Raw genomic sequence first — 13,132 nt, forward strand, 5'->3', positions numbered from 1 at the left:
GGAACTTGATTCCGCCTTCTGCGATCACTCCTTTCACGATAAAAGCGAGGCAGCGGCTCTGATTCTCTTTGAATGCCGAGGCTGCTCTTTCGGGTTCATTTTGCAGAGGGAACAATGGCCAAAGAAGATCATCCGAAATTTTCCATCAATATTGATGGGGTCCATATCGAAGCGACAAGCGAAAGCATGACCGGTGCGGAGCTGAAGCAGCTCGCCGCCAAGGACCAGCAATATCAGTTGTTCCTCGAGGGGCACGGCCATGATGCCGATCGGCAGATTGGGGACAATGAGGCTGTTACGCTCAAGAACGGAATGCACTTCTACACTGTTCCTCCGGCGACGTTTGGCTAATGTCGATCCTCGAACGTCACTTCCAGGATATCAGCAAAAAGCACCCTAACGCGACCCTTGAGCTCCAGTCCGGAGGTACGGCAGTGGTCAGCATGCCGGCTGTGCAACTTCCAAAGGGCTGGAACCGCGCCGAGGTTGGCATAAAGTTCGTGGTGCCTGCGGGCTATCCGCAGGCTGCGCCCGATTGCTTCTGGGCCGAGCCGGCGCTCGCCCTCGAACACGGTGGAACCCCACAAAACACAGGGCAACAGGCCACCCCGGGAGTTCCCTCGGAGTGGCTGTGGTTTTCCTGGCATCCGTCTACCTGGAAGCCCAACAGCGACAATCTGCTTACCTATTTGAATGTGATCCGGCGGCGGCTGGGCGAGGCGCGATGAACCGTCTGATGTTCCGGGGTGGAGAATGGACGGCTCTTCGCGATGACCTTATCGCGCCTGCCCCCCTTGAATCTGCTGCTGCGTTGATCGTTGGCGGTGGTCGTTTCGAAGGCGGGATGAGGTTGATCGTTAGAGAGATCATTCGCCCGGCTCCGGACGACTACATCGCCCGCAGCCCGATAGAAGTCTCATTGACTCCCATGTTCCTGTCGCGCGTGCTCAAACGCGCGCGGCTGGAGCGAGCGGGCGTAATTCTTGCGCATTCGCATCCTGTGCAACGCAGACTGGCGTTCTCATCGGTCGACGACGCAGCGCAGCAACTCTTGGCTCCGGTGCTGCATTTTCGGTGCCCGCAAGGGCCGCATGGATTCCTGATCGCCGGGCCGACGGGATTTCGTGGCCGCCTCTTCGATATCAAAGGCGAGACCACATTCACCATCGATCGGATACAGGAAATCGGGCGCAGTGTTCGATCTTACCCAACTGAGACTGACGCGGAAGATCCGGCCCCATTGCCGGAAGTGTTCGACCGCAATGTGCGAGCATTCGGCGCCGCAGGGCAGCGAATCCTAAACGATCTCACCGTGGCGGTCGTCGGCGTAGGCGGCACCGGTTCAGTGGTCGTTGAGGAACTCGCCCGGCTGGGCGTTGGTCGGCTGCACTTGATTGATCCTGAACAGGTCGAGCGAACCAACCTCAACCGATTGATGGGGGCCGAGCAGAAGGACGTTGACCGACCAAAGGTCGCAGTGGCCTCCGAAGCGTCGCAACGCGCGAAACGCGACATCGAGGTTATGACCTTACCGGAATCCGTTATTGACGAGCCCGTGGCCAGGACGTTGCTCGACGGCGATTTTGTCATGTGTTGCACGGATTCGCACGGCAGCCGCGCCGTCCTTAATCAGATCGCCTATCAATATCGTTTGCCAATGATCGACGTTGGAGTGCGCATCGACGCCCGGGAGGGTGTCGTCGCCGCGATGTCGACTAGGGTCCAAATGCTTGCCGAGTCGCTGACCTGCCTTAACTGCCATTCCCTTCTCGATCCCGCCGCAGTGAGACGCGATCTTCTCGCCGATTCACGCTCCGATCCGTATTTCGTCGGCCATTTCGAGCCGCAGCCGGCCGTGATCTCCCTTAACGCAGCAACCTCTTCCATGGCCGTCTCGATGTTCCTTTCGGCAGTGACCGGGTTCCCTGGGGAGGCGCGGCATCTTGTTGGGCGGCCCATTGAAGGATCGGTGCGGCCTGTCAGTTCAAGGTCAGATCCGACCTGCGTTGTATGTGCTCAGGACAATGCCCTGGCCAAAGGAGACAGTTGGCCCATGATTTGGCGCCAACATGAAAGCTGAAGAGCGCACGACCGTTTTGGTTGACGGAGGTACCGTGAACCCGACGCCTTTCTCCGCCCGGCAACTTGCCGTGAAGCCGCTCGTGTCGCTTTCTGATCTTGATGACGGAGGCGCCCGGGCGTTGATCGTGCTGGCCGGTGCCCTGCCGTCGGACGAGGGCCGATTGGATTTGGTCAAGCGTCTTCGACGCCTCGCCGCTTCGTCCGCACAGCGCGGCATACTCGTCATTGTCGTTACAAAACGGGGCGAGGAAGCGATTGGACAGGCGGTGGCGCGTTCAGGCGCAGGCGTGTTGGCGCAGTGGCAAGAGCATACTGGTGTCGTGCTGCGGCAGCTCGCAGTGCTTCCAGACTCTGACTGGGATAACATTGCCGAGACCTGCGCACGATGCCGGTGCGGCCCTTCCCTGAACAGCAGCCTGGCGATCAGCGACAAAAATGGGAATGAGCTGCCGACGCCTCTGCTACCCGAACTGGAGCTTCTGTTCCGTCGCGCGTTTCACGACTACTCGGGCATCCTTATTTCCGAGGAGAATGGGGGCAAATCTTCTTCGTCCGTCTGGAAGGTCGAGACGGAAGGCCTGGAGCAGCACACACCTTTCATCGTCAAGTCAGGCCCCGCGGCGGTGATGGAAGAACACATTAACACGTACAGGGATGTGGTCGCTGACCGCGTGCCATATCGCGGATGCGCCCCTTTGTGCCTGGATCGTTGCGTTGCGGGATCTGAGCACCAGCTTGCGGTCTCCCGCTTCGTCGAGAATGCCGTCCGCCTGGACAAGGTTGTGATCAACCGCGATGTGAAAGAGGTCATCCAGGCGATCTATCGAACTGTGTTGGGTCGTTGGCGAAAAGACCCCGAAAGAAAGAGACTAGACCTTCTGCAGGAGTTTCTACCTGCGGCACGGCATGACGCATATCTAAAAGGCCTTGAGCGCACCTACGACAAATTGACCAAGGACAGTTACGCTGGCGCTTCGCCACGAAGCTTTTTTGTTCGTCTCGCTGGACTGCAGGCTGAGGAGCATCCGGTGTGTCGAGCTCACGACGACCTCAATTTGCGCAACGTGTTCGTCTGCGGCGGCGATGCGGAAGCGGTTCTGATCGACTTCACGCGGGCAGCTCGACGTCCTTTGTCCCACGACGTCGCCCGCTTGGAAATCGGGCTTGCGTTCGACGCGGAGTTGCAGGCTGATCAACCGCTGCCCGAACACGTGCTCGAAGATTTTTACTCCGGAGATCTCTTCGCTATGTCGCTTAAACATCTCCTGCAAGGCAAAAAGGCCCAGTATCGGCTCAACGCGATCGTGGCGTTGCGTACGACCATCCTCGAAGAAGGTCAGTCCCATTCGTTCGATCTCAGGCGCGAGTATACAATCGCGATCTGCGTCGGGCTGCTCTATTATGCCAAAGGCAAAAGCCCGGATGCGGCCATTGCTTACAAGTGCGCGGTGGACCTTCTGGATCGCGTGACAAATCCTTCGCTCTGGTAGGTCGGGAGTTCGGTTGGGTGCTCAAGAAAACGCACGCGGTACAGTTCAAGGGCACGGTTGAACGTCAGTCCGAAGCCATCGAGCAGGTGGATAACCCGGGAGACGTTTCACTTGTGGAGCGCGGAGCTCCGCGGTCCCTTGTCATGAGATGCCCCGATGGATGCGGAGACATACTGACGGTTAACCTCGACCGTCGTGCCGGGCCGGCCTGGCGCCTTTATCAACGCGAGGGCGGGTTGACCCTTTTCCCTTCTGTGTGGCGAGACACTGGATGCGGGGCACACTTCATCGTCTGGGACAACGTCATCCATTGGACCAACGATGCCTGGATCCTGCGGCGCAATTCATCACTCGAACGTGCTGTCGAAGGTCGACTCACTGACGAGCTGGCGAGCTTCGTTGATATTGCGGCAGCGGTGGATGAAGTGCCTTGGTCGGTTCTCGACGCATGCCGGTCATTGGTCAAGTCGGGGATCGCTGTCGAAGGAACCGGCGCCGAGCGGTCCAGCTTCCGCCTGGCGAGTGATAGCGTCCAAACCTCACGGGCCAGGAAAAGGCATTGGTAATCAGCCGCGCGACCGGCGGCCTAGAGCGAGAGTCGGACTTATTGGATCATCTCAGCAGCGTGGCGGACCCTCGATCGTCAGCTTGCCAAGGCTGAACCTGTGATCGTCTGCAAGTTATCTTCAGGACCGCTGGAGGTAGATCAGCTCGCGGCGGCGCTTGATAGCCACCATGTGCAAGCAAGTCCCGGGCGCACACAAATTCTCATGCTCGCCTAACCGGCCGCAACGTATGGCAATCCGGGCAGACCCGACGAAAGAAGGAGTAGGTCTCGGCCATTCCCCTGTCCGAACCCAGAAAAGTTACTGGTTTCCTTACGGGCGCGATACAAAGGGCACAGGCTGGACTTGGCTGCCGGGGGCGGGGCTTGTCGACCGCTCGATCGAAAGTGAGAGACGAGGAGGAGAATCACCGACCTGCAGGGCGGCAAGGCGCTCGCCTACCTCCCTGTCAGTCACCGTTAGCCGATCGTTTAGACGAAGATAGTCCGTCCATGTCGGCGTGCGGAATGTCTCGGTCCAAAGCGTCGACTTCTGAAGGTCGCGCTGGAGGGTCCAGTCCCGCGCACCGGCACGGCTCTGAACGCGCCGCCTTTCGCGCATGCAGCTCAGAAATTCCTCGATATTCTCCTCGGGGATCGAGTACTCCACCTTGATCACGATCGGGCCGCTCCTGGGCTTCAAATCGAGGGCCAGTTCTGGTGGCCTGAAGTCGAAAGCCCCTTGATCCGATTCCTCCCATAGGCGTACCGGCAATAGCTTTCCCACAGCTGCAACCAGCAACAGCGCCGCTGCAGCACCTTCCAAAGCCCACGTCAGGGAATAGTTCTGCGCGACAGCACCCCAGATCCAGCTGCCCGCTGCCATGCCGCCGTAGGTCAGGGCGTAATAGATCGACAGGGTGCGACCAACGACCCACCTTGGGCTTGCCAACTGCACACACACGTCGGTTCCGGTCCAGGTGACAACCCAGCCTGCGCCAGCGATTGCAAGCGCGATCGCTGCTACAGCCACCGATGATGTGAGAGCCAGTAAAAGGCAACACGTTGCGCAAGCAACGGACGCGAGCGTGATCAATCGATTTTGGGACGTGATGCGTCTCAAGTAGCTATTGCCAATGCCCGCGATGAAGGCGCCTGTGCCGAAGCCGGCCAACAGGACGCCGTAAACAATTGGCCCCCCCGCCAGTTGGTCGCGAACTAGGAGGGGGAGCAGAGCAAGGATCGAGATGCTTGACAGCCCGAACAGGGTTGCACGCACGATCGCCACTCTGATCTCCGAGGAGATTGCCGTGAAGCGCATGCCATCATGAATGGCCGTCGTCATCCGCTCGCGCGGAAGAGGCGAAGAGCGAACTTGCCACTTGGAGCGCAGTACAGCGCTCAACGGGACCAGGTCGGTCAGCGCAGCGAAGGCGAAAGCCGTAAGGGGGCCCAGCAAAGCCAAAATTACACCGCCCAGCGCCGGTCCTATGCTCCGAACCACGTTGTACCCCACCGACATCAGCGTCACTGCATCGGGTATGTCGCGCTTTTCCAGGATGTCGCCGACCGAGGCGTGCCAGGCTGGATCATTCAAGGCAAAGCCGCATCCCGCCAAGAAACTCAGTCCCAAGATCAGCCATGGACTGACAAAGCCCAGCCCAACAGAGAGAGCCAGCGCCGTGGATGCCAGTGCGATCAGGCAATGTCCGGCAAGCATCACGCCGCGGCGGCTGAAGCTGTCTGCAATCGCTCCAGCAAGGATCGACAAGAAGAAGGCGGGCAGTGTCGATGAAGCCTGCACGAGCGCAACCATCAGATCGGAGGCTGAAATCGTTGCCATAAGCCAGCTTATAGCCACGCTCTGCACCAGCCAGCCAAGGCTGGATATCTGCGTGGCTGTCCAGATCGAACGAAAGACCGGATTCTGAAGAGGAATCAGTGTGTTTGCCGCAAAGGGCGGGGAATCTTGACGCCGCATGACTTCTCACCTCCACCACGTAGTTCTTTCGCTCACTCACTTGCTGACAGCGATGCGCTTACGCACAGCTGCGTCACAACCAAGTTCCGATATCGCGCTCGCAACAAAGTAGATGTCGCATCCACGGTGCTGATGCGCGATGAGTGTGCCAGTTGGGCGTCAGCTGGTCTGGGTCGCGCAGCCCGATGGGGTGCGGTCTGCCCTGCGACTCTTGGCCTTGTACGGTGCTACCGCCCCGATGGCCGGGTTGTCAAACTGCCACGGTGCTAGCAGCGCCCATCCCATCCTGACAGGCATGAGCATACGACGCAGCGGATCGCTGGTATCGGAGGCGGGTGCAAGATCAAGGGTGGCATCGTCTTGACAAGTACGAGCTGGTGGACGCCTTTGCCCGACCTATCACATCGGCGATTTATGGGGCCGCCGTTCAACTCGTTGGTCTATGCACAAAAAAACATAATACGCTTGAAAAGACGTTTCGTGCCGGCGCAGGCGCCGAGGAAGGGGCTGAAGCCTTCACCATCGTCATCCCGCCGCCGAATGTCACCGGCTCGCTGCATATGGGTCATGCGCTCAACAACACGCTGCAGGACATTCTGGTGCGCTTCGAGCGCATGCGCGGCAAGAACGTTCTTTGGCAACCAGGCATGGACCATGCCGGCATCGCCACGCAGATGGTGGTAGAGCGCCGGCTGATGGAAAAGCAGATTGACCGCCTCGACCTGACCCGCGATGAGTTCATCGACAAGGTGTGGGAGTGGAAGGCCGAGTCCGGCGGCGCCATCCTCAACCAACTGAAGCGGCTCGGGGCCTCGGCCGACTGGAGCCGGGAGCGCTTCACCATGGACGAGGGCCTGTCCAAGGCCGTGCTCGAAATGTTCGTGACGCTCTACAAGGGAGGGCTGATCTACAAGGACAAGCGCCTTGTGAACTGGGACCCGAAGCTGTTGACCGCCATCTCGGAGCTCGAGGTCGAGCAGCAGGAAGTCAACGGCAACCTCTGGCACTTCCGCTATCCAGGCGAAGGCATGACCTTCGATCCGGAAAATCCGAAGACCTTCATTACCGTTGCGACGACCCGCCCGGAGACGATGCTGGGCGATACGGCTGTCGCCGTCCACCCCGACGACGAACGTTTCCGGCATCTCGTCGGCAAGAACCTCATCCTGCCGATCGTCGGCCGCAGGATCCCGGTGGTGGCGGACGAGTATTCTGATCCGGAGAAAGGCAGCGGCGCGGTCAAGATCACGCCGGCGCACGACTTCAACGACTTTGAGGTCGGCAGGCGCCATAAGTTGCCGGCGATCAATATTCTCACCGTAGAGGCGGCGGTCACCCTCACGGACAATGACGACTTCCTCGCCGGGCTGGAGGTGACGCCGGAGCGCCAGGCGGTCTGGGACGAGCTCGACGGTCTCGACCGTTTAGTCGCACAAGAAGATCGCCGAGCTGATACCGGCGGTTTCCTCGAAAAGGTCGAGCCGCATCGCCAGGCCTGAAGCGGCGGTTGCGGCGATCCTGAACAAGGTGCGGTCTCTCCGCGCCAACGCATCCGACACCGAGATTTTTGATCGAAATCTAAGCATCGTCGAAGATGCTTTGCCTGATCTAGGCGCCCAACCGTAGCGGGCCGCATTGCTGCGCCAGCCGGCACGTAAAGCGCTGCCAGAGTTCTTGCACCCGCGTCATTCGGCTGCCGCTTTGAAGGTTCCGCCTAGGGCCTGCATCAGATCATCGATAATGTCCTGAGGATGCTCAAGTCCCACTGACATTCGCAGTAATCCGCCTGGCGCCTTGGACTTGGCACCCTCGACGGATGCGCGATGCTCAATCAGAGAGTGCGTCCCGCCAAGGCTTGTCGCCCTGGCAATAACCTCGAGGCGGCCGGCCACGGCCATCGCAGCATCGGCTCCGCCTTTGACGATAAAGGATAGCATCGCTCCGTAATGGCTCATTTGCCGCTTAGCGAGATCGTGTCCCGGATCAGTTTGCAGGCCAGGAAAAAGTACTTTTTCGACACGCGGATGAGACGCCAAAGCCTCAGCAACCTTCTGGGCGCCTTCGCAATGCGCGCGCATGCGTACCGACAATGTCTGCAGGCCCCGCAATGCCAGCCAACAGTCGAATGGCGCTGCGACGCTGCCCTTGTGTCTCTGGACCATCCGCAGTGGGCGACCGAGGGGTGACGAGTGCGGGACAATGACGACGCCCGCCATCAAGTCCGAGTGGCCGCCGATGTACTTTGTCGCGGAGTGCATGACCGCGTCCGCCCCAACTTCGAGGGGCCGTTGAAGCACTGGAGTTGCCCACGTGTTGTCCACTACGGCCAAGGCGCCAGCCTCGTGCGCGATTTTGCAGATGGCCGAAATGTCGACAACGCGGATCATCGGGTTTGACGGCGTCTCGACCCAGACGAGGCCAGTCCGCTTCGACGTGACCGCGGCGCGCACGGCATCCAGATCGCGCATGTCGACGGCCGCAAAGTCGAAGCGAGACCCGATGTCGGTCTCGTCAATCAGCGAACGAATGCCGAAATACATGTCATCCGGCAGAACGATCCGACCCGTCGACGGATGGCTCTCAAAGACTGCAGCGATTGCAGCCATGCCCGACGCGAAGGCAATGCCATCTTCTCCGCCCTCGAGCGCGGCCATGGCCATTTCGAACGCGTTGCGTATCGGATTTCCATCCCGGGTGTATTCGAATCCGGAAGGAAACGAGCCGTCGACGCTACGTTGGAACGTCGTGCTGGTGTGCAGCGGCAGGGACACCGCCCCCGTGGAAGCGTCGACAGCTCGGCCGCAATGGATCGCCTTCGTTTCAAAACGCATCGGTCATTTCCTCGCTAACGGGGCAGTTGCACAATCTCAGGCCGGTCATTATATTGACCGTAAATAAGTGAGCCGAGGCACTAAGTCAATATAATGACCGATGTTACGACAGCGTTGGACCCCGAGCGGGTGCTTGGCCAAGCGATAGCGGTTCGGATCCGACAATTGAGGCGCGACCAAAACCTGACCCTGGATCGACTGGCAAAACTGAGCGGCTTATCCAAGGGAACCGTCGTCACGCTGGAGCAAGGCAAGGCGAACCCCAGCATCGGCATACTTTGCCGACTGGCGGCGGCGTTTTCGCTTTCGGTGGCCGATTTGTTGAATGACAACCATCCTTCCACAGTTCGTCTTCCTATTGAGCGGACAGAGACGAGGACGCTTTGGACAAGCGCTAAAGGAAGCTTTGCACAACTTCATTCATCGATCTCGGGACGAACGATGTTCGAACTGTGGAGCTGGGCCATTATGCCGGGCGACGTGTTTTCCGCAGATGCTCATAGTCCGGATACGCGCGAGCTGATCTCGGTGACTCAGGGGTCCCTAAGTGTCGTGGTGGGTACCCACGCAGTAATTTTGAGCCAAGGCGAGAGTGTGCGGCTTGTCACTGACCAACCGCACTCATACGCGGCGGCATCTGATCTGCCTGCCCACTTCTCGATGGCAGTTCTTGAGCGTGGTGGACAGCGAGATCCGGGGCCCTCTTCGCCGGCAACAAAGATGCCCGGGCCCGTTCCGCAAGACACCGCCGCTCACTAACGACCGCCCATTCGCGACAGGAGATCCACCGTTGTACGTTCCGCCCCATTTTGCCATCCCCGATCAGAACACCCTGTTTGACCTAATCGAGAGACATCCGCTCGGTATCCTGGTCACCCACAGCAAAGGCACACTCGACGCGAACCACATTCCCTTCGAGCTTGACCGCTCGAAGGGAGACAAAGGCCTCCTCAATTGCCATGTTGCACGCAAAAATCGAGTCTGGGAGGAAGTTGCCAATGGCGATGAAGTCCTCGTTATCTTCCGTGCGGCCGACGCTTACATCTCGCCGAACTGGTATCCAAGCAAGCATGAATTCCATAAGCAGGTGCCGACGTGGAACTATCTCGTCGTCCACGCCCACGGACGCATCACAGTCCGGGATGATGAGCGCTATGTGCGCCGTAACGTGGCGAAGCTCACTCACATGCATGAAGCCTCGCAGCCTGCCCCGTGGAAGATGGGCGACGCGCCGAAGGACTTCATTGACACGATGGTTAAGGCGATCGTCGCCCTGGAGATCGAGATCACCGGCCTGGTTGGTAAATCAAAACTCAGCCAGAACAAAGAGGTGCGCGACATTCAGAACGCTGGTGAAATGCTGAATGCCCGAGGCGTCAATGGGATGGGAGAAGCGATGCTCGCGGCTGCGGCGGCCCAATCCCAATAGCATCTATCTTGTCCCGACAAGCCGCTGGTGCTGGATTTCCAAAGGGTGACCTTGAGAGACAAATGCTTCGGCTCGCCGGAAACGCGACCAGCACCTGACCACCCGCTATGCGGCAGATGGACAAGAACTCAGGCCGCCATCGCCAGCCACATCCGCAATGCCGCCGGATCGATGGAAGCTGCTTACCCCGCCAACCTTTCCGGTCATGTCGCCTGCGTCGTCAATACCTCGAACAGCAGCCTGGCGCTTAAACCGAGTTGCGTGTTCGGTATGGCGGCACAGCGGTTTCGAGATCGGAGCCGACTGGCAGCGAACGCCACCCCCCACGGTGGCGATGCCTCGCAGCCAGGTTGGATGACCAAGCAGCCGGGATGTTCGGCAGGCTTGCACCCGTTTCAGATGCGAGACGGGTCAAGACGATCATCCTGCACAACGTCACGCGGCGGTGGGCCGGTTTCGAAAAGGGCCGGCCCCGGCCGTTCATACAAGTGGAGTGGGGGGCGGGGCCGGATCAAGCCTATCGGGTCGGACCCGCCGGGACCGCGCGTACATCATCCCGGCAACGCCAAGCGCTCGTCCGGCGCCATGCGGGCTTCGGCTTGGCGCGCCGAATGTCTGGACCGGCATCGCGGAGCATGGCGCACCAGTCTCCCACATTGTACGTAGTCGCCCTGCTGCCCCTGGCCAGATCGCAAATGACGCACGGCTTGTTCGCGATGGCGAGCTGAAGCACGTTGACGGCCGTGCCGGGCGATGCGCCGTCCCAGATTATCATCCCAAAGTCCGCGCGCCGCGCCATCTCCCGGTCTTTGGCGGCTGGATCCAGTATCCTCTAGCGCCTTCACGAGACGGGACCTGGTAGGCAGCCCAGTCGCCCAGATTATTGCTAGCTTCCTCGCTCTGACCGCCGTCTCCCTCTGGCCCTGCGTGAGGGATCGTCATCCGGCTGCAGGCCGGCGCGCCCGGACGCTGCCGCTGCCGGAGGCGCTACGCGCGTGGAGCTAGTGGCCTTTGTCGGCCAGCCAGAGGCCCACGTCCTGGATCGAGCGCATGAGCACCGACGGATTGTCCCGCGCGGGAATGAAGCCCCAGCTCTGCCAGTAGCGCTCGGCCTCGGCGTCGATCGCCCGCACCACCACCGCGCGGCCGCCGACGATGTCGGCGCCGGCGACGCAGCGATGTAGCGCGTCCTTGACCAGGCCGCTACCGATGCCTTGTCCGGCATAGCGATGGTCGACGGCGAGTTGTCCAACCAACAGGCAGGGGATCGGATCGGGCGGGCGTCCGGTGCGGATGGCGCGCGGTGCGCTGTTTGGCTGGATCACGCCCGGCGCGAGGCCGTAATAGCCGACGACTGTTCCCTCATCGTGAACGACCAGGACGCGGGTAAAGCCGCGGACCTGGTTCGTTCGCGCGAAGCCGGCCAGCCAAGCGTTGAGCGTCGGCTTGCCGCAATCGAAGCTGTCGAGGCGGTGCGCGTCGTCGAGGAGTTCGATGCCTGAAAGCGCCACCTAACGGTCCCAGGGCGGGGACCGACGCAGCCGCTCGGCCGCCTTCGGCGGGGGCGCAGCGGCGGGGGCTGAGATCGCCTGCATGAAGGCGTCATAAGCTTCCGGGGACACGCGGATGACGGTTTCGTTGAGGATGGCCGCCTGCGCCTCGTGCAGCGCGGCGCGCCGCATGAACTCCGTGCGCGACAGGCCGAGCAGCTCCGCGCCGCGGTCGATGATGGTGAGATCATCGTCGCGAAACCGCATCGAGACGGGTGTTTCCTTCCTGGTGGCTGTGGTAGCCATGGCGCGCTCCTGTACTGCGGACGTATATACGCTAGTGTAATGCGGAAGGCAATACTTCGTTCCCTGGTGACGTCTCGTGGACGGATGGCCTCAGGACTTCTCGCGCATCGGTTCTTCTCGGCTTCTCGCCCGCTATCGCCATTGCCGCAATCCAGAGCAAGGTGGCTTTGGTCAGCTCCGGCGGATCAATTACGGCTTAGGACGCGCATGTGTTTTTCAGCGGCCGGATGAGCGGCTCCAGAAGCGAAGTCGCTGCCATGACTGTCGCCGGAAGCCCCGGCTATGCCGAATCCTGATGAACATCTGACGCGATGGCGACTTTCGAGCCGTCACGCCACAAAGGAGGAACGGCTATGAAGGCTGGGCGGCGGCACTTTCATTCTCAGGCACCGCTCTATGCCACCTGCCGGCCAAGCGCAGTTGGCACAAATCTTGAACCTCTCTTTGCGCGGCGGCAGGAGCTGCAATCGCACGTTCGGCCTCACGCAATGAAAGACCGGTCACGACCGCGGCACGTGCAGCCTCAGAAAAACCAGTCTGCATTTTATTCAACGGCTTAGCTGCGAGTGCGGCGGCGCGCGGCCGAACATCACCGTGTCGCGGATGCGACAAACCCGACAACAGCGGTTTCAACGCAAGCGGCGACGAGTAGATGGTGCAAATCCCGCGATTCCCAGTCTGCTGTAGCCGCGCAGGCCAAGCGCGATCTGCTCGGCCGTCCTGACAAGCCGCGCGTGGCCTCTGGGCGAGGTCGGTCGAGGCCCGCCGAAATCCCGTCGGCACCCGTCGCCAGGCCTTTTCGCTCGTCTCGCCGCATCGCGGAAACTTTGTTCGAAATCTGCCAGCCCGGTTTCCACTCCTTTGCCGGCGACCGGAACAAGTCAACGCCTCGAAGAGCATCTGAGTTTTGAATTTATTCGGCTTTTTAACTCTGGCATCGGACTTGCTCCGCCTTCGCATATCCGCGGCACCAGGAGAT

General features: G+C 60.4%; 11 protein-coding genes and 1 pseudogene. 8 read left to right on the forward strand and 4 right to left on the reverse strand.

The features are described 5' to 3' along the window. Window positions 1-114: 114 nt before the first annotated feature. Genes X738_RS66045 through X738_RS81005 form a run of 5 tightly spaced genes read left to right on the forward strand, consistent with a single transcriptional unit; the run spans window position 115 to window position 4,138 of the window. Window positions 115-351 carry a multiubiquitin domain-containing protein gene (locus X738_RS66045; RefSeq protein ID WP_023800975.1) on the forward strand — a complete coding sequence of 79 codons (237 nt, stop codon included), beginning with the start codon at window positions 115-117 and terminating at the stop codon, window positions 349-351. After that, window positions 351-728, forward strand: a complete 378-nt coding sequence (locus tag X738_RS66050; protein ID WP_023800976.1) for an E2/UBC family protein — start codon at window positions 351-353, stop codon at window positions 726-728. The genes X738_RS66045 and X738_RS66050 overlap by 1 nt, the downstream gene beginning before the upstream one ends. Beyond that, complete coding sequence (locus X738_RS66055) at window positions 725-2,080, forward strand: ThiF family adenylyltransferase (RefSeq protein WP_023800977.1); 1,356 nt, start codon at window positions 725-727, stop codon at window positions 2,078-2,080. Before X738_RS66050 ends, X738_RS66055 begins: the two co-directional genes overlap by 4 nt. Continuing rightward, the gene (locus X738_RS66060; protein WP_023800978.1) at window positions 2,070-3,572 is read left to right on the forward strand and encodes a phosphotransferase; all 1,503 of its coding nucleotides are present in this window, start codon (window positions 2,070-2,072) and stop codon (window positions 3,570-3,572) included. The genes X738_RS66055 and X738_RS66060 overlap by 11 nt, the downstream gene beginning before the upstream one ends. Before the next feature lie 17 nt (window positions 3,573-3,589). Next, window positions 3,590-4,138, forward strand: coding sequence for a DUF6527 family protein (locus X738_RS81005; protein ID WP_023800979.1), 549 nt, complete (start codon window positions 3,590-3,592; stop codon window positions 4,136-4,138). Window positions 4,139-4,450: 312 nt separating this feature from the next. Here the strand turns inward: X738_RS81005 and X738_RS66065 are convergent, their stop codons facing one another. Beyond that, window positions 4,451-6,097 (reverse strand): MFS transporter, encoded by a 1,647-nt coding sequence (locus tag X738_RS66065; protein ID WP_023800980.1) that lies wholly within the window; start codon window positions 6,095-6,097, stop codon window positions 4,451-4,453. Window positions 6,098-6,573: 476 nt separating this feature from the next. On the opposite strand from X738_RS66065, the pseudogene X738_RS66070 reads away from it, so the two are divergent. After that, a pseudogene (locus tag X738_RS66070) lies at window positions 6,574-7,593 on the forward strand (class I tRNA ligase family protein); the annotation flags it as partial. A 189-nt stretch (window positions 7,594-7,782) separates the two neighbouring features. Here X738_RS66070 and X738_RS66075 read toward each other — a convergent pair. Beyond that, window positions 7,783-8,928 carry a trans-sulfuration enzyme family protein gene (locus X738_RS66075; RefSeq protein WP_023800982.1) on the reverse strand — a complete coding sequence of 382 codons (1,146 nt, stop codon included), beginning with the start codon at window positions 8,926-8,928 and terminating at the stop codon, window positions 7,783-7,785. Between the two features lie 93 nt (window positions 8,929-9,021). Between X738_RS66075 and X738_RS66080 the strand changes: the two genes are divergently transcribed. Both X738_RS66080 and X738_RS66085 read left to right on the forward strand, forming a co-directional pair. Next, window positions 9,022-9,687 carry a helix-turn-helix domain-containing protein gene (locus X738_RS66080; RefSeq protein WP_023800983.1) on the forward strand — a complete coding sequence of 222 codons (666 nt, stop codon included), beginning with the start codon at window positions 9,022-9,024 and terminating at the stop codon, window positions 9,685-9,687. A gap of 31 nt (window positions 9,688-9,718) precedes the next feature. Next, window positions 9,719-10,357 (forward strand): FMN-binding negative transcriptional regulator, encoded by a 639-nt coding sequence (locus X738_RS66085; protein WP_023800984.1) that lies wholly within the window; start codon window positions 9,719-9,721, stop codon window positions 10,355-10,357. Between the two features lie 1,001 nt (window positions 10,358-11,358). Here X738_RS66085 and X738_RS66095 read toward each other — a convergent pair. Both X738_RS66095 and X738_RS66100 read right to left on the reverse strand, forming a co-directional pair. Further along, window positions 11,359-11,868, reverse strand: a complete 510-nt coding sequence (locus X738_RS66095) for a GNAT family N-acetyltransferase (RefSeq protein WP_023800986.1) — start codon at window positions 11,866-11,868, stop codon at window positions 11,359-11,361. Further along, window positions 11,869-12,153, reverse strand: a complete 285-nt coding sequence (locus X738_RS66100) for a type II toxin-antitoxin system TacA family antitoxin (RefSeq protein ID WP_031255614.1) — start codon at window positions 12,151-12,153, stop codon at window positions 11,869-11,871. Window positions 12,154-13,132 lie beyond the last annotated feature (979 nt).

It is taken from the genome of Mesorhizobium sp. L48C026A00, from assembly GCF_000502375.1.
Classification (GTDB): domain Bacteria; phylum Pseudomonadota; class Alphaproteobacteria; order Rhizobiales; family Rhizobiaceae; genus Mesorhizobium; species Mesorhizobium muleiense.

Bases quoted from the DNA above. Each gene is read 5' to 3' on its own strand.
- X738_RS66045 (WP_023800975.1), top strand. From the start codon at position 115: ATGGCCAAAGAAGATCATCCGAAATTTTCCATCAATATTGATGGGGTC.
- X738_RS66050 (WP_023800976.1), top strand. From the start codon at position 351: ATGTCGATCCTCGAACGTCACTTCCAGGATATCAGCAAAAAGCACCCT.
- X738_RS66055 (WP_023800977.1), top strand. From the start codon at position 725: ATGAACCGTCTGATGTTCCGGGGTGGAGAATGGACGGCTCTTCGCGAT.
- X738_RS66060 (WP_023800978.1), top strand. From the start codon at position 2,070: ATGAAAGCTGAAGAGCGCACGACCGTTTTGGTTGACGGAGGTACCGTG.
- X738_RS66065 (WP_023800980.1), bottom strand. From the start codon at position 6,097: ATGCGGCGTCAAGATTCCCCGCCCTTTGCGGCAAACACACTGATTCCT.
- X738_RS66075 (WP_023800982.1), bottom strand. From the start codon at position 8,928: ATGCGTTTTGAAACGAAGGCGATCCATTGCGGCCGAGCTGTCGACGCT.
- X738_RS66080 (WP_023800983.1), top strand. From the start codon at position 9,022: ATGACCGATGTTACGACAGCGTTGGACCCCGAGCGGGTGCTTGGCCAA.
- X738_RS66100 (WP_031255614.1), bottom strand. From the start codon at position 12,153: ATGGCTACCACAGCCACCAGGAAGGAAACACCCGTCTCGATGCGGTTT.